The 16,866-nt window shown below is 60.2% G+C and carries 12 protein-coding genes; 8 read left to right on the top strand and 4 right to left on the bottom strand.

What is annotated here, in order from left to right; genetic code table 11:
* Positions 1-16 precede the first annotated feature (16 nt).
* From ACIF4X_RS01590 to ACIF4X_RS01575, 4 genes are all read left to right on the top strand, one after another.
* A complete protein-coding gene (locus tag ACIF4X_RS01590; protein WP_397480652.1) occupies positions 17-1,669 on the top strand; it encodes a VRR-NUC domain-containing protein in 1,653 nt (550 codons plus the stop codon).
* The gene (locus tag ACIF4X_RS01585) at positions 1,666-3,984 is read left to right on the top strand and encodes a helicase C-terminal domain-containing protein (RefSeq protein WP_397480651.1); all 2,319 of its coding nucleotides are present in this window, start codon (positions 1,666-1,668) and stop codon (positions 3,982-3,984) included. Before ACIF4X_RS01590 ends, ACIF4X_RS01585 begins: the two co-directional genes overlap by 4 nt.
* A 5-nt stretch (positions 3,985-3,989) precedes the next feature.
* Entirely contained in the window at positions 3,990-5,909 is a 1,920-nt protein-coding gene (locus tag ACIF4X_RS01580; RefSeq protein WP_397480650.1) for a PAS domain S-box protein, read from the top strand.
* 77 nt (positions 5,910-5,986) lie between these two features.
* Positions 5,987-6,523, top strand: a complete 537-nt coding sequence (locus ACIF4X_RS01575; protein ID WP_016983364.1) for a hypothetical protein — start codon at positions 5,987-5,989, stop codon at positions 6,521-6,523.
* A gap of 251 nt (positions 6,524-6,774) precedes the next feature.
* Here the strand turns inward: ACIF4X_RS01575 and ACIF4X_RS01570 are convergent, their stop codons facing one another.
* From ACIF4X_RS01570 to ACIF4X_RS01555, 4 genes are all read right to left on the bottom strand, one after another.
* Positions 6,775-7,071 (bottom strand): hypothetical protein, encoded by a 297-nt coding sequence (locus ACIF4X_RS01570; RefSeq protein ID WP_397480649.1) that lies wholly within the window; start codon positions 7,069-7,071, stop codon positions 6,775-6,777.
* Positions 7,072-7,258: 187 nt separating this feature from the next.
* Positions 7,259-8,602 carry a cation:proton antiporter gene (locus ACIF4X_RS01565; RefSeq protein WP_397480648.1) on the bottom strand — a complete coding sequence of 448 codons (1,344 nt, stop codon included), beginning with the start codon at positions 8,600-8,602 and terminating at the stop codon, positions 7,259-7,261.
* Positions 8,603-8,685: 83 nt separating this feature from the next.
* Positions 8,686-9,543: a glucose 1-dehydrogenase gene (locus ACIF4X_RS01560; RefSeq protein ID WP_397480647.1), complete on the bottom strand. Its 858-nt coding sequence runs from the start codon at positions 9,541-9,543 to the stop codon at positions 8,686-8,688.
* Between the two features lie 195 nt (positions 9,544-9,738).
* Entirely contained in the window at positions 9,739-10,893 is a 1,155-nt protein-coding gene (locus ACIF4X_RS01555; RefSeq protein WP_397480646.1) for a MalY/PatB family protein, read from the bottom strand.
* A 333-nt stretch (positions 10,894-11,226) separates the two neighbouring features.
* On the opposite strand from ACIF4X_RS01555, the gene fdnG reads away from it, so the two are divergent.
* The 4 genes from fdnG to fdhE are packed head-to-tail and all read left to right on the top strand — an operon-like array spanning position 11,227 to position 16,834.
* Positions 11,227-14,292 (top strand): formate dehydrogenase-N subunit alpha, encoded by a 3,066-nt coding sequence (gene fdnG / locus ACIF4X_RS01550; protein ID WP_397480645.1) that lies wholly within the window; start codon positions 11,227-11,229, stop codon positions 14,290-14,292.
* A gap of 14 nt (positions 14,293-14,306) precedes the next feature.
* Positions 14,307-15,242, top strand: a complete 936-nt coding sequence (fdxH, locus tag ACIF4X_RS01545; protein WP_008082738.1) for a formate dehydrogenase subunit beta — start codon at positions 14,307-14,309, stop codon at positions 15,240-15,242.
* Complete coding sequence (locus ACIF4X_RS01540) at positions 15,239-15,904, top strand: formate dehydrogenase subunit gamma (RefSeq protein ID WP_397480644.1); 666 nt, start codon at positions 15,239-15,241, stop codon at positions 15,902-15,904. Before fdxH ends, ACIF4X_RS01540 begins: the two co-directional genes overlap by 4 nt.
* A gap of 3 nt (positions 15,905-15,907) precedes the next feature.
* Entirely contained in the window at positions 15,908-16,834 is a 927-nt protein-coding gene (fdhE, locus tag ACIF4X_RS01535) for a formate dehydrogenase accessory protein FdhE (protein WP_397480643.1), read from the top strand.
* The last annotated feature ends 32 nt before the right edge of the window (positions 16,835-16,866 follow it).

Raw genomic sequence — 16,866 nt, 5'->3', positions numbered from 1 at the left:
ATGGCCCAGAATTCCCGTGACTGCCAATCCCCTCGACGATCCGTTCTATTACCTTAATAACTTCCGGCAAGTGCTTGATTGGCTTGAGCTTCGCTATGCCGATGTGATGAGCGAAACGGAACATGCGTTCATCCGCGACTTCAAAGCCTTGCCCCGTGCCTCGCAGGGTTTGCTGGTGCGGATGGTCATGCGCAAAGGCGTGCATTTTCGGGCCGGCAAACTCAATTACGCTGAAATCGGTGACATCGCCGAGGCAGCGCAACCCTTGCTGGGATGTGGCTGGATCGACGAACACGCGCCGCTGGACATCGCCGAATTGTTCGACGTGTTACTCAAGGCCGAGATCCTGCAAGCGTTTGCAGCCTTCATTGAGCAGCCCAAGGGCCGCAAGGACGATTGGCTGCCGCTCCTCTCTGTTCGGTTTGCAGACCCTCGCAGCCTGCGCGACTGGGCGCCGCTGCTCGATGATCGCTTGTTCAGCCTGACCATCATGGACCTGTGCGATCGCTTGCGGCTGATGTTCTTCGGCAACCTGTATCAGGACTGGTCGGAGTTCGTCCTCGCCGACCTTGGCATCTTCACCTATGAAAAAGTCGAATTCTGCGCCGACTCGCGGGGCCTGCGCAGTCGCGAAGACGTCGACGCCTGCCTGTTCCTGCACGACTGCCAATTACGCTTCGAGGCCGGCGAGCCGCTGGAAACCATCGTTGAGCAAGTCAGTGCGCTGCACTTCGACAACCCGTGGCTGCAACGTCGGCGCGGCAAGGTACTGTTCCAGATCGGCCAGTATTGCGAACGTCTCGCTGAGTTTGCCCTGGCCCTGAGCATTTACCGCGACTGCACCTATCCCGGCGCCCGTTTGCGCATGATTCGTGTGCTGGAGCGCAGCGGTGAATACGCACTGGCGCTGGAACTCGGCACACTCGCCGAGCAGGCACCTGAAAGCGCCGCCGAGCAGCAAGGCCTGCAACGGATTCTGCCAAGGGTGCGGCGCAAACTCGGTGGCCCGCCGCTCAAGCGCATACCGGCGAAACCGGTCGAGCGTCTGGACCTGCAATTGCCACGCACCGATCCCGCGTTGTCCGTGGAGTATTACGTGCAGGCGCATCTGCACGATGACGACGGTCCGGTGCATTACGTGGAAAACAGCCTGATCAATTCGCTGTTCGGCCTGTTGTGCTGGCCGGCGATTTTCGCGCCGTTGCCCGGGGCGTTTTTTCACCCGTTCCAGCGTGGGCCGGTGGACCTGCTCAACGAAGACTTCCACCAACGCCGCGCCGAGCTGTTTCAGGCGTGTCTGCGCGAGCTTGACGACGGTCGCTATGCCGCGACCATTCGCCAGCGCTTTATCGACAAGTGGGGTATCCAGTCGCCATTCGTGTTCTGGGGCGCATTGAATGAAACGTTGCTGGAGCAGGCGCTGGCCTGTCTGCCGGCCGAACACCTCAAGCACTGGTTCAGCCGCTTGCTGCTCGACATCAAGGCCAACCGCGCCGGTATGCCCGACCTGATTCAATTCTGGCCGCAGCACAAAACCTACCGAATGATTGAAGTGAAAGGTCCCGGCGACCGCCTGCAGGACAACCAACTGCGCTGGCTCGAGTTCTGCCATCAGCACCAGATGCCCGTGGCCGTGTGTTACGTGCAATGGGCGGAGCAGATCGCTTGAGCTATAGCATTGCCGTGCGCGCACTGTGCGAGTTCACCGCCAAGACCGGTGACCTCGACCTGCGCTTCACGCCGTCACCCACGGCGCTGGAAGGCATTGCCGGCCACCGCACCGTGGCCTCACGGCGCAACGAGAAATATCAAAGCGAAGTGGCGCTGGAAGGCGAGTTCCGGCAATTGAAGGTCAAGGGCAGGGCGGACGGCTACGACCCGGCGCAAACCTGCCTTGAAGAAGTCAAAACCTACCGTGGCGACCTGAGCAAACAACCGGCCAACCACCGCCAGTTGCACTGGGCGCAGGCGAAGATCTATGGCTGGTTGATGTGCCGTAAGCTCCAACTTGAACAGATCAATCTGGCGCTGGTGTATTTCGATATCGTCAGCGAAAAAGAGACCTGTCTGGTCGAGGCGTTCAGTGCTGATGCGTTGAAAGCCTTTTTCGAGCAGCAATGCACGCTGTTCCTGCAATGGGCTGAACAGGAAATGGCCCATCGCGAGGCGCGTAATCTGGCCGCGCAACAACTGGCGTTTCCCCACGCGGATTTTCGTCCCGGTCAGCGGCATCTGGCCGAGTCAGTGTTCAAGGCCGTCAGCACCGGCCGCTGCCTGATGGCCCAGGCGCCGACCGGCATCGGCAAAACCCTTGGCACGCTGTTCCCGATGCTCAAAGCGCTGGCGCCGCAGCAACTGGACAAGGTGTTCTTCCTCACTGCCAAGACACCCGGGCGCAAACTGGCGCTGGATGCCAGTCAGGTACTCTTCGATCAATCGCCGGCCTTGCCCTTGCGGGTGCTGGAAATGGTCGCCCGCGACAAGGCTTGCGAACACCCGGACAAAGCCTGCCACGGCGAATCCTGTCCGCTGGCGCAAGGCTTTTATGAACGCCTGCCAGCCGCGCGTGAGGCAGCCAGTCGAATCCGCCTGCTCGATCAAGCGGCCATGCGCGAGGTCGCCGCGCAGCACGCGGTGTGCCCGTATTACCTCAGTCAGGAGATGGCGCGTTGGGTGGACGTGGTGATCGCCGACTACAACTATTATTTCGACTTCAGTGCTCTGTTGTTTGGGCTTGCTCAGCTCAACCAATGGAAAGTCGCGGTGCTGGCGGACGAGGCGCACAACCTCGTCGAGCGCGGCCGGCAGATGTACAGCGCAAGCCTTGATCAGTTCACCCTGGGCAGCGTGCGCAAAACCGCGCCCCCGGCGCTGAAAAACGCCCTGCAACGGATCAACCGTGAATGGAACGCGCTGCATGCGCCGCAATTGGCGGCCTATCAGGCGTACGACAAGGCGCCGGAAAAACTCCTGCAAGCGATCTCGCTGTGTTGCGCCGCCATTGGCGATTACCTCAATGACCATCCGCAGGGCCTCGACAGCGCCTTGCAGAACTTATATTTCGACCTGCTGCAATTCGCCCGAGTGGCGGAGCTGTACGACGAGCATTACCTGTTCGACATCAGCAAGCGCGACCTCGACCGCAAAAAGCCGTTGTCGCAGTTGTGCCTGCGCAACGTAGTGCCGGCCGCGTTTATCGGCCCACGCCTGAAAGCGGCGCGCAGCAGCGTGCTGTTTTCCGCGACCCTCAGTCCGCGTCACTATTACGCCGATTTGCTCGGCACGCCCGCCGACACTGTGTGGATCGACGTCGAGTCGCCGTTTTGCGCCGAGCAGTTACAGGTGCAGATCGTCAGCCGTATCTCGACGCGCTTCAACCAGAGGCAGGCCTCACTGGAACCGATCGTCGAGCTGATCGCGCGTCAGTTCAGCGAACGCCCCGGCAACTATCTCGCGTTTTTCAGCAGCTTCGATTACCTGCAACAAGTGGCGTCGTTACTGGCCGAGCGCTATCCGCACATCACCCTATGGCAGCAATCGCGGGGCATGCTCGAAGGGGCGCGGCAGGCGTTTCTCGATCAGTTCACCGCGCACAGTCAGGGCATTGGTTTTGCCGTGTTGGGCGGTGCGTTCGGCGAAGGCATCGATTTGCCCGGTACGCGGCTGATCGGCGCATTCATTGCCACGCTGGGGCTGGCGCAGTTCAATCCGGTCAACGAACAACTCAAGCTGCGCATGGCGGCGATCTTCGGCGCCGGTTACGACTACACATACCTGTACCCCGGTGTGCAGAAAGTGGTGCAGGCTGCCGGCCGGGTGATCCGTACCCGCGAGGATCGCGGCGTGGTCATGTTGATCGACGACCGCTTTGCCGAGAGCCGGATCAAACAATTGCTGCCACGTTGGTGGGCCATCAAAAATGAGCCGGCCGCTTCCCAATTCGCCGGATTGACGCATACTTCTGCTCATGACAATGGCTGGTGAGCGTGATGAGCGAAAACAACAAGACCGCGGCGATCGAAGAGATGCGTTTTCGTCTGCTGATCGATGCGGTGGTCGACTATGCGATCTACATGATCGATCCCGACGGCATCATCACCAGTTGGAACTCCGGCGCCAAACGCTTCAAGGGTTATGAGGAGGCGGAAATCCTCGGCGAGCATTTTTCGCGTTTCTACACCGCGGATGATCGCGCCGCCGGTCTGCCGCAACGCGCGCTCGATACCGCGATCCGAGAAGGGCGCTTCGAAGGCGAGGGCTGGCGGGTGCGCAAGGACGGCACCAATTTCTGGTCGCACGTGGTGATTGATCCGATCATTGATCCCAACGGCAAATTGCTCGGCTTCGCCAAGATCACCCGCGACCTCACCGACCGCAAAATGGCCGAGGAAACCCTCAAGCAAAGTGAGCAGCAGTTCCGCTTGTTGGTGCAGGGCGTTACCGATTACGCGATCTACATGCTCAGCCCCGAAGGCCGGGTCAGCAACTGGAATCAAGGTGCCCAGCGGATCAAGGGTTATCTGCCGGGAGAAATCATCGGTCAGCACTTTTCGGTTTTCTATACCCCCGAAGACCGCGAGCTCGGCGAGCCGCAACGGGCGCTGGAAATCGCCACCCGTGAGGGCCGCTTCGAAAACAAGAGCTGGCGCATGCGCAAGGACGGCACGCGGTTTCTCGCTCATGTGGTGGTTGATGCGATTCGTGGCGACACCGGCACGTTGCTCGGCTTTGCCAAGATTACCCGTGACATCACCGAAGCCCACCAAGCGCAGCAGGCGCTGGAGAAGACCCGTGAAGCGCTGTTCCAGGCGCAGAAGATGCAGGCCATCGGTCAGCTCAGCGGCGGCATTGCCCATGACTTCAACAATCTGCTGACGGTGATTCTCGGCAACCTCGAGATCGTGCAAAAGCGCGTGGGCGACGATGCGAAAATCAGCCGTCTGCTGGAAAACGCCACCCAAGGTGCGTTGCGCGGTGTATCGCTGACTCAGCGCATGCTGGCGTTCGCCCGGCGTCAGGAGCTGAAGACCGAGTCGGTGGATATTGCGCAATTGGTTCAGGGCATTACCGGGTTGTTGCGCAGCTCCCTGGGGCCGGGCATCCGTATCGACACGCGTTTTCCCGAAGATCTCGAGCCGGTGCTGGCGGACACCAATCAGCTGGAACTGGCCTTGCTCAACCTGGCGACCAACGCCCGCGACGCCATGCCCGACGGCGGTTCGGTCAGCATCAGTGCTGAACCGCAGGTGGTGCTTGAACTCAGTCATTCGGATCTGCCGGCAGGTCGTTACGTCTGTCTCAGCGTGATCGACAGCGGCGAGGGCATGGATGAGCACACGCTGGCGTCGGCCAGAGATCCGTTTTTCACCACCAAAGGTCTGGGCAAAGGCACTGGGCTCGGCTTGTCGATGGTCCACGGCTTCATGGAGCAGCTCGGTGGGCGTTTTGTCCTCAAAAGCGAAAAGGCCCAGGGCACCACGGCTGAACTGTGGATTCCAGTGGCCGTCGAGGGCATGACCAGCAAGCCGCTGCTGCCACATGCCGAACCGGTGGTGGTGCCAAGACTCAGCGTATTGGTGGTGGATGACGACTCGCTGGTGTTGACCAGCACCAGCCTGTTGCTCGAAGACCTTGGCCATCGGGTGGTCAGTGCGACGTCCGGGGCGCAGGCGCTGGCGCTGTTCGATCAGGGCGAGGTGATTGACCTGATGATCACCGACATGGCCATGCCGCAGATGAGCGGCGCGCAACTGGCCCACGCGGTGCGCCTGCTCAAACCGGATCTGCCGATCATCCTCGCCACCGGATACGCCGAGCGCCTGGAAGGTTTTGCCGCGCAACTGCCACGCTTACCCAAGCCGTTCACGCAGATGAATCTGGTGGCGATCATTGCGCAATCGATGAAGTGAGACGGTGGTCAATCCGGCTGAACTTGCGCGCCAACGGGGACTTCTAAACGTTTTCCCCACCCCGGAGCGTGCGTCTTTTGTCTCGCATACTGACTGAGCCAACTGCTGAAGAAACCCTGACCGAACACGACGCCAAGATGTTCGGCTCACCGAAGGAACGGCTGGATTTCTATCGGCGGGAGATCCAGTACGAAACCAGCATCCTCGCCAACCGCACCGATGCCTATCTGGCCGCGCAATCGTTTCTGGTGATTGCCTTTGCGTCCTGCATGGCCAACCTCAATCCGGAGTGGGGCAAGTTGTTCACGCTGGTGGTGCCGCCGTTTCTGGCGCTCCTCGGGTTGCTCAGCTCGCTGAACGCCTGGCCGGGGATTCGCGCGGCGTACGACATCATCGACCACTGGCATTTCAAGCAGAGCCACTTGCTGCACAGTGAGCCGCTGATGGGCTTGGCGTATGACGAATCGCCGTTGTTCAGCGAGATGGAATCGAGCCACAAGGGCTATCGCAAGTCGCTGCTGTTTTCGGTGCGCACGCCTTGGATCTTTGCGACGTTCTGGGTGTTGTTGGGGAGTTATGCGGTGTTTATTCAGGTGACCAATCCGGGGGGATGATTTGTGTGGCACAGAAAAGCCCGGCTTATGTGGCCGGGCTTTTTCATTCGCTTGGAATTTGTGTTGCCATTCAGATCGATCCCCCTCACCCCAGCCCTCTCCCCCAATGGGGGCGAGGGGGACGGGAGCAGATTTTTGTGCTTTTCAAAATCTGCGTTCGACCCGGTATCTCAGGTCGGCGTACCTCAACCATTCACCTCGGTCAGTTCCCTCTCCCTTGGGAGAGGGCTAGGGTGAGGGGCTGTTCTGGCTCACTCCACGGTCTCAAGCTGCCGGCGCAACGCCACCGAGTTCTGCGACGACATCGGAATCGGCGGAAAATCTTCGTTCAAGACGCACAGATGGTCGATGGCATCTTCAAACATCGCATCGGCTTTCTTGCGCAGCGCTCGGTAGCGCTCAAACTGTTCAATGTCCAGATCAGCCACATCGAGCAGCGCATTGGCCGCGCGGTTGAGGGTGTGGGCGTTATCGAACAATTGACGATTGCGTTCCAGAGCCAGTGCTCTGCAAGCCTTGATTTGTGCAGGAGTCGAGCATTCTTTCATGACCGTGACCTTTTTCTTCAAGGATTCCGTTTCATAGGCTTAGCGCCGCAGGGGAACCGAACCTGCCGGGCCCCGCCGAAAACATCTGGCGGGGGGTTATGCTTGTGACTGTCAGCCGTTAACCCGGGATCCATTTTTTTACAAAAAAAAATTCGATCAATCACCTGCTGATATCCGCCTGGAAAAATCAGATTTTTCGTTTTTTGTGTTGTTCGTAGCGGGCGAGGATCGGTTGCGTGCTGATGCCGTGCAGCAAAATGCTCAGCGCTACCACCGACAAGGTCAAGTCGGTACACACAGTGGCCACGCTATCGGTCAGCCCGTGATTCAAGGCATAAAACAGATAGAACAGGCTGCCGATCCCGCGAATGCCAAACCAGCCAATCAACAGCCGTTGCCGTCCCGGCAGCAACGCGCCCCAAGGCATCAGCGCGACGCAGACCGGGCGAATCAGGCAGAACAACACGCCGCCCACCAGCAACGCCCGCCAGTCCCAGTGCGCCACCAGCACCACGCCGAGCAGGGTCACCAGAAAGACTTCCATGGCGCGCTCGACCAGACTGCCGAACGACAACATATCGCCCATCATGATGCCGGCGGCAACCTGGCTGCTTTCCAGCCGTTCGGTGTCGCCATGCACCGCGTGTTGCGGTTCGACGTTCTGATGACCGACCACCGGTTGCACCAGGTGCTCGGCGGGCGGCTGGCTGGCGCCGGTGGATTTCACTTCAACCTGACGCAAGCCCAACCCGGCAGCAAACACCGACAGAAAGCCATAACCGCCAATGGCTTCGGCAACGACATACGCCAGGGCAATCAGCGACAGCGCCAGGTAATCATTCGGGCTGAGCGTGCTGTCGTCATTGTGAATACGCAGCGACAGCGTCACGCGGCCGATGCCACGGCCCATCCAGTAACCGGTCAGTAATCCAGCGGGCACCGCCCACAATAAGCTGCGCAAGACCCAGCCCTGCCACTCGGCGGCAGAACCGTCCCCGTGAATCAGCAACAAACCGAGAATCACAAAAGGAAAGGCCACGCCGTCATTGAGCCCGGCCTCGCCCGACAATCCGAAGCGCACACTGTCGACATCACGCGCATCGTTGACCTGGACCAGCGCTGCCAGCACCGGGTCGGTCGGTGCCAGAATCGCGCCGATCAACAGTGACGGCCCCCAAGGCAAGCGCAACGCAAAGTGCAGCAGCAGACAAACCCCGACGATGGTCAGCACCATGACCGGCCCGGCCAGACCAAAAGCGATCCGCCAACGCTTGTCGCGCAGTGGCAAACGTAACTTCAGGCCGCAGACGAACAAAGAAAACAGCACCGCGACTTCTGTCAGATGTTCCATCCACAACGAGGCGTTTTCCAACGACAGCTTCAGCAGATCGAGACCGCTGGGGCCGATGCCGATCCCCAGCAGCAGACAAACGGCCGACGTCGTCACCGGCATCCAGCGCAAGTATGACGAGGTCAGTGCCAGGGTCAGCAGCACCGCGCCAAGGACCGCGACCCACACAGTAAAACTCATGATTTGCCGCCTTCAGTGATTAATGACGGCCGCCTGCAGAGACCCTTTCGCTTATCACGCCGCCCCTGTAGGAGTGCGTTTACTCACAGCATCGGCTTACCGCCCGTCACGCCATAGCGCTGGCCGGTGATGTAACTGGCTTCGTCCGAGGCCAGCAGCACGTAGATCGGCGCCACTTCAACCGGTTGGCCGGGGCGGCCGAGCGGGGTGTTACCACCGAAATTCTGCACTTCTTCATCGGGCATGGTCGAGACGATCAGCGGCGTCCAGATGGGCCCCGGTGCCACGCAGTTCACGCGGATCTCTTTTGGCCCGAGCATCTGTGCCAGACCGCCGGTGAAATTGGCAATCGCGCCTTTGGTGGTGGCGTAGGCGAGCAGGGTGGGTTTGGGTAAATCGGAGTTGATCGAACTGGTGTTGATGATCGACGAACCGGTGCGCATGTGTTTGATCGCCGCCTGACACAGGCGGAAAATCGCGGTGATGTTGACGTCGAAGGTCATCACCCATTCTTCGTCGGGGATTTCTTCGAAGGTCTCGTGGGTCATCTGGAACGCGGCGTTGTTGACCAGCACATCGATGCGGCCGAAACGTTCGACAGTCTTGTCGACCAAGGCCTGGCAATGGGCTTTCTGCGCAATATCGCCGGGCAGCAACAGGCACTGACGCCCGGCCTGTTCGACCCAGCGCGCGGTTTCCTTGGCGTCTTCGTGTTCATTCAGATACGCCACCGCCACGTCGGCGCCTTCACGGGCAAACGCAATGGCCACGGCGCGGCCGATGCCGCTGTCGGCGCCGGTGATCAGGGCGATCTTGCCGGCCAGCCGCCCGGAGCCGACGTAGCTTTGCTCGCCGCAGTCTGGATACGGTTCCATCTTGCGTTGTGAACCGGGCACGGCTTGGGCTTGTGCGGGGAAGGGTGGTTTTGGATAGTCGGTCATCGCGGGTCTCCGAGGTCTCATGGCGGGTATGGGCGGTTGACCCGGGGTGCTTGCCGTGAGTTCGATCGGATTTCCACGCGACGCAAATTCCCTGTTGGAGCTGCCGAAGGCTGCGATCTTTTGATTTTGAACTTTTAAAAAGCAAGGTCAAAAGATCGCAGCCTTCGGCAGCTCCTACAGGGGGATGTGGTGTTCTTAAGTGTTGCGTTGTGCCAGGGCGCCTTCCATGCGGGCGATGCCTTCTTCGAGCAGTGAACGCGGACAGCCGAAGTTGAGGCGCACGAATTGCTGGTGTTGATCGCCGAAGTCCAGACCGGCGCTGAGGCCAACCTTGCCCTGCTCGAGGAAGAACTGCTGCGGATTGTCCAGATCCAGCGCCGAGCAATCCAGCCACGCCAGATACGTGCCCTGCGGCACATTGATGCTCACGCCCGGCAAGCGGTTACGCACAGCTTCAACCAGATAGTCACGGTTAGCCTGCAAGTAGGTTTTCAGCTCGGCGAGCCACGGCCCAGCTTCGCTATAGGCCACGCGCGTGGCTTCCATGCCCAGCGGATTGACGCTGTCGACCATGCCGCAACGGGCGTGGTTGACGCGTTCGCGCAGGGCGGCGTCCTGAATGATCATGAACGAAGTCTTCAGGCCGGCGATGTTGTACGCCTTGCTCGCCGACATCAGGGTGATGGTGCGTTGAGCGATTTGCGGGCTCAACGAGGCGGTCGGAATGTGCACGCGACCGTCGAAGCACAGCTCGGCGTGGATTTCGTCGGAGATGATCCACGCGTCCTGCGCCGCACAAATGTCGGCCACGGCTTGCAGTTCCTCACGGCCAAACACTTTGCCGATCGGGTTGTGCGGGTTGCTCAGCAACAGGGCGCCGCCACCGTTCAGCGATTCACGCAAGACATCCAGCGGCGTCAGGTATGTACCGTCAGCCTGCGTGACGAACTCCAGCTCAACCTTGTTCAAACCCCAATGCCCCGGCGCGTGGCGCAGCGGCGGGTAGTTGGGCACTTGCACCACGACATTCTGTTGTGGCTGCACCAGCGCTTTCAGAGCCATGTTGAAACCGGACTCAACGCCCGGCAGGAATACCAGCTCCTGCGGTTTGACCTTCCAGGCGTACTTGTTCCAGAGGTCGGCGACGATGGCTTCACGCAGGTTGTCCTGCGCCACGCTGTAACCCACCAACGGGTGCAGCAAGCGTTGCTGCAGCGCCTCGATCACCACCGGCGGCGCGGCGAAATCCATATCAGCGACCCACATCGGCAACACGTCGGCCGAATAGCGGCTCCATTTGGTGCTGCCGGTGTCGTGGCGGTCGAATAGCTGATCAAAATCGAAAGTCATGCGCGGTCTCGTGAAGGCGGGTTGATTCTGCCGGCCATGATAAACCCATGACCCTGCGGGAACACACAAAACCTTGTGGGAGCTGGCTTGCCAGCGATGGCGTCGGCATATCCAATAATGTAGGTGACTGACCAACCGCAATCGCTGGCAAGCCAGCTCCCACAGGGATTGCGGTTGTTAGTGGGCATGCCGACAAACGGCCGACGGTCGGTTTTCACACAGGTCGTGTGGTCATTGTCTACAGTGAAAAGGTCGGCACTTGTCTGCCGCAACCGTGATTGTCCAGATAAAACCCGGCTCAAGTACCGGGTTCCACCTGATCAGGAGTGCACGATGGATCTCAGCCGTCGTCAGTTCTTCAAGGTCGCCGGTATCGGCCTTGCAGGCTCGAGCCTGGGCGCGTTGGGCATGGCCCCGACGCTGGCCTTCGCCGAGCAGGTGCGCCACTTCAAGCTTGCCCACACCCATGAAACCCGCAACACCTGCCCGTATTGCTCGGTCGGCTGCGGTTTGATCATGTACAGCCAGGGCGATACCGCGAAGAACGTAGCGCAAAGCATCATTCACATCGAGGGCGACGCCGACCACCCGGTCAACCGCGGCACCCTCTGCCCGAAAGGCGCAGGTCTTCTCGACTTCATTCACAGCCCCGGCCGTTTGCTCTACCCGCAAACGCGCAAACCGGGCAGCAGTGAATGGACGCGGATCAGTTGGGACGAAGCGCTCGACCGCATCGTCGACCTGATGAAAGTCGACCGCGACGCCAACTTCATCGAGAAAAATGCCAACGGGCAAACGGTGAATCGCTGGCTGAGCACCGGGTTCCTCGCGGCCTCGGCAGCGTCCAACGAAGCCGGTTACATCACCCAGAAGGTGATTCGCAGTCTCGGCATGCTGGGGTTCGATAACCAGGCGCGTGTCTGACACGGCCCGACGGTGGCAAGTCTTGCCCCGACGTACGGCCGTGGTGCCATGACCAATACCTGGACCGATATCGCCAACGCGAATCTGATCCTGGTGATGGGTGGCAACGCCGCAGAAGCGCATCCGTGCGGCTTCAAATGGGTGACCGAGGCCAAGGCGCATAACGCCGCGCGCCTGATCGTGGTCGATCCGCGTTTTACCCGGACCGCTTCGGTGGCCGATTACTACGCGCCGATCCGCACCGGCACCGACATCGCCTTCATGGGCGGTTTGATCAATTACCTGCTGACCGAGGACAAGATCCAGCACGAGTACGTGCGCAATTACACCGACGTGTCGTTCATCGTCAAAGAAGGCTACGGCTTCGAAGACGGTATCTTCAGCGGCTACGACGTGGCCAAGCGCAGTTACACCGACAAATCCGGCTGGGGTTACGAGATGGGCGACGACGGCTTTGCCAAAGTCGATCCGACCCTGCAACACCCGCGCTGTGTCTATCAACTGATGAAGGTGCATTACAGTCGTTACAACATCGACCTCGCCAGCCAGATTTGCGGGATGCCGGTCGATGCCATGCAGAAAATCTGGGAAGAGATCGCCACTTGCTCGATCCCGGGCAAGACCATGACGATTCTTTACGCCTTGGGCTGGACACAGCACTCGATCGGTGCGCAGATCATCCGCAGCGCGGCGATGGTGCAACTGCTTTTGGGCAACGTCGGCATGCCCGGCGGCGGTGTGAACGCCTTGCGCGGTCACTCGAACATTCAGGGCCTGACCGACCTTGGCTTGCTCTCCAATGCATTGCCGGGCTACCTGACACTGGGCAGCGACAGCGAGCAGGATTACACCCAGTTCATTCACAAACGTACGCAAGTGCCGCTGCGTCCGGGGCAACTGTCGTACTGGCAGAACTACAGCAAATTCCACGTCAGCCTGATGAAGTCGTGGTACGGCGCCAACGCCACCGTCGAGAACAATTGGTGCTACGACCATTTGCCGAAACTCGACATCCCCAACTACGACGTCCTGAAAATGTTCGACCTGATGAGCCAGGGCAAGGTCAACGGCTACTTCTGCCAAGGCTTCAACCCGATCGCCGCGCTGCCGGACAAGAACCGCGTGATGGGCGCACTGGCCAAGCTGAAGTGGCTAGTGGTGATGGACCCGCTGGCCACCGAGACCTCGGAATTCTGGCACAACGTCGGGCCGTACAACGATGTGAAAAGCGCGGAGATCCAGACTGAAGTCATTCGCCTGCCCACCACCTGTTTTGCCGAAGAGGACGGCTCGCTGGTCAACAGCAGCCGCTGGCTGCAATGGCACTGGAAAGGCGCCGATGGCCCGGGCGAAGCGCAAACCGACATCCGCATCATGGCCGAACTGTTCCTGCGCCTGCGCAAGCGTTATCAGGCCGAGGGCGGTAAATTCGCCGATCCGCTGTTGAAATTGTCGTGGCCGTACAAGATCCCCGACGAGCCTTCGCCGGAGGAGCTGGCCAAGGAAATCAACGGCAGCGCTGTCGCCGATTTCACCGATGCCACCGGTGTTGCAGTGAAAGCAGGCTCGCAACTCGCCGGATTCGGCTTGCTCAAGGATGACGGCAGCACCGCGTCTGGTTGCTGGATTTTCGCCGGCAGCTGGACCGAAGCCGGCAATCAGATGGCCCGACGCGACAACGCCGATCCGTATGGCATGCACCAGCATTTGGGATGGGCGTGGGCGTGGCCGGCCAACCGGCGGATTCTCTACAACCGTGCTTCGGCGGACGTCGCCGGCAAACCGTGGGATCCGAAAAAACGCCTGGTGTGGTGGAACGGCAAGGCCTGGACCGGCACCGATGTGCCGGACTACAAGGCTGATGTACCGCCGGAAGCCGGGATGAACCCGTTCATCATGAACCCCGAAGGCGTCGCGCGGTTCTTCGCCGTCGACAAGATGAACGAAGGGCCATTCCCCGAGCACTACGAGCCGTTCGAAACGCCGATCGGTATCAACCCGTTGCACCCGCAAAACAAGAAAGCCACCAGCAACCCGGCGGCGCGGATCTTCGATTCGGTCTGGGAAACCCTCGGCGAGGCCAAGGACTTCCCGTACGCCGGCACCAGTTACCGGCTCACCGAGCATTTCCACTTCTGGAGCAAGCACTGCAAGTTGAACGCGATTGCCCAGCCTGAGCAGTTTGTGGAAATCGGCGAAGTGCTGGCGAAGGAGAAGGGCATTGCTGCCGGAGATCGGGTGCGCGTCAGTTGCAAACGCGGCTTTATCGAAGCGGTGGCAGTGGTGACGAAAAGAATCCGGCCGTTGCAGGTCAACGGCCAGGTCGTGCATCAGATCGGCATCCCGCTGCACTGGGGCTTCACCGGCCTGACGCGTCACGGTTACCTGACCAACACCCTGGTGCCGTTCCTCGGCGATGGCAACACACAGACCCCGGAATCCAAGTCATTCCTGGTCAACGTGGAGAAGCTCTGATGGAGAATCTTTAAATGGCCAGCCAAGACATCATTGCCCGCTCGGCCACCACCACGGTGCCGCCATCGGTGAGGAATCAGGAGGCCGTCGCCAAGCTGATCGACACCACCAAATGCATCGGCTGCAAGGCCTGCCAGGTCGCCTGCTCGGAATGGAACGAGTTGCGCGACGAGGTCGGCCACAACCACGGCACCTACGACAACCCGCAAGACTTGAGCGCAGAAACCTGGACATTGATGCGCTTCACCGAGCACGAAACCGACGCCGGCAACCTCGAATGGCTGATCCGCAAGGACGGCTGCATGCACTGCGCCGAGCCCGGCTGTCTGGCGGCGTGCCCGAGCCCCGGCGCGATCATCAAGCACGCCAATGGCATCGTCGATTTCGATCAGGATCACTGCATCGGCTGCGGCTATTGCATCACCGGTTGCCCGTTCAACATTCCGCGCATTTCGCAGAAAGATCACAAGGCCTACAAATGCACCTTGTGTTCGGATCGGGTCGCGGTAGGGCTGGAACCGGCCTGTGTGAAAACCTGTCCGACGGGCGCTATCGTCTTCGGCACCAAGGAAGACATGAAGGAACACGCCGCCGAACGCATCGTCGACCTGAAAAGCCGTGGCTTCGAAAACGCCGGTCTGTATGACCCGGCAGGCGTTGGCGGCACCCATGTGATGTACGTGTTGCACCATGCCGACACGCCAACCATCTACGCCAACCTGCCGCAGGATCCGGCGATCAGTCCGTTGGTGGGTTTGTGGAAAGGCATCAGCAAACCCTTAGGCCTGCTGGCCATGGGCGCGGCGGTACTGGCCGGGTTCTTCCATTACGTGCGCATCGGCCCGAACCGGGTGGAAGAGGACGAACACCCAACACCACCCGACACCTCGGTGCACGTTGTCGATCCGGCGGTGCACACCTTCGATCCACGCGGGGAGGACCGGCCATGAGCAACAAGACGATCCTGCGTTACACCGCCAACCAGCGCACCAATCACTGGCTGGTAGCGATCCTGTTTTTCATGGCCGGGCTGTCCGGGCTGGCGTTGTTTCATCCGTCGCTGTTCTGGTTGAGCAACCTGTTCGGCGGCGGGCCGTGGACGCGGATTCTGCATCCGTTCATGGGTGTGGCGATGTTTGTGTTGTTCCTCGGCCTGGTGTTCCGCTTCTGGCGTGCGAACTTCTTTATCGACAACGACTGGAAATGGATGCGCCGCATCGACCGGGTGCTGGTCAACGATGAAGAAAGCGTGCCGCCAGTCGGCAAATATAACGCCGGGCAGAAGCTGCTGTTCTGGACTTTACTGGTGTGCATGCTCGGTTTGCTGTTCACCGGGCTGGTGATCTGGCGTGCGTATTTCAGTGCGTATTTCGGCATCACCGTGATTCGCTGGGCGATGCTGTTGCATGCGTTGGCCGGGTTTATTCTGGTGCTGAGCATCATCGTTCACATCTACGCCGGGCTGTGGATCAAGGGTTCGGTCGACGCGATGATGCACGGCTGGGTGAGTCGCGCCTGGGCGAAGAAACACCATGAACTCTGGTATCGCGAGATCACCCGCGATGAGCGTCAAGCGGACGTGCCGGAGCGACCGATTACCAAAAAGGGCTGACGTTTGCCAACCATTCTGGAACCTGGGGAAATCGAAGCGGCGGCCAGTTCGCCGCCGTTTCTGCATCTGCCGCCTTCGAATCTGTTTGCGCTGCGGGCTGATCGTCTAGAGTTTTTGGCGCAAGGGCACCCGTTGGCCGAATACTTGCGACTGATCGCCGGGTTGTGCCGGGTTCAGCAACAGGTATTCGACGATCCGCCGTTGACGGCTCCGTTTGACCAGCAACGGATCGAGGCTTGCCAGCAGCATGGTTTGCCGCCATTTGCTGCCGACACGTTGGTGCGTGAAGAGGGCTGGCACGCTTATCTCGAGGCTTTATTGAAACGCTATGCGCCGGTTGAACAACCCGCCGTTATTGATGCGGTGGACACCTTGCGCTCAGCCAGTGCCGGCCAGTTGCGCGCGTGGGCCGTGGCGTTGGTCAGTGGTCAATATTCAATGGTGCCGGCGCAACTGGTGCCGTTTCTCGGCGCGGCGCTGCAAGTGGCCTGGAGTCATTGGTTGCTGAGCGCGCCGAATCTGCACCTCAAACCCGGCGACAGCCTCAGCCAATGCCCAGCGTGCGGTTCACCGGCCATGGCCGGGGTGATCCGCCATCGCGGCAAGCACAACGGCTTGCGTTATCTGGTGTGTTCGCTGTGCGCCTGCGAATGGCATGTGGTGCGGGTCAAGTGCGTGTATTGCGAATCGAGCAAAGGTCTGGATTATTTCAGCCTTGAGGATGATCGCCATGCTGCCAATCAGGCGCCGATCAGGGCGGAGGTCTGTCCGGGCTGTAACAGTTATCTGAAACTGGTGTATCTGGAAAACGATGCCGATGCGGAGGCATTGTCGGCGGATTTGAGCAGTCTGCTGTTGGACATGCGTCTGGCGCAGGACGGCTATCAGCGTCTGGCACCGAATCTGTTGCTGGCTCCGGGAGACGAGTGACAGCAGGGTCTACACTCTTGCGCAGTGATCTG

Source organism: Pseudomonas sp. NPDC085632 (assembly GCF_044541255.1).
Taxonomy (GTDB): domain Bacteria; phylum Pseudomonadota; class Gammaproteobacteria; order Pseudomonadales; family Pseudomonadaceae; genus Aquipseudomonas.
This window is presented reverse-complemented; position numbering and strand designations above follow the sequence as displayed.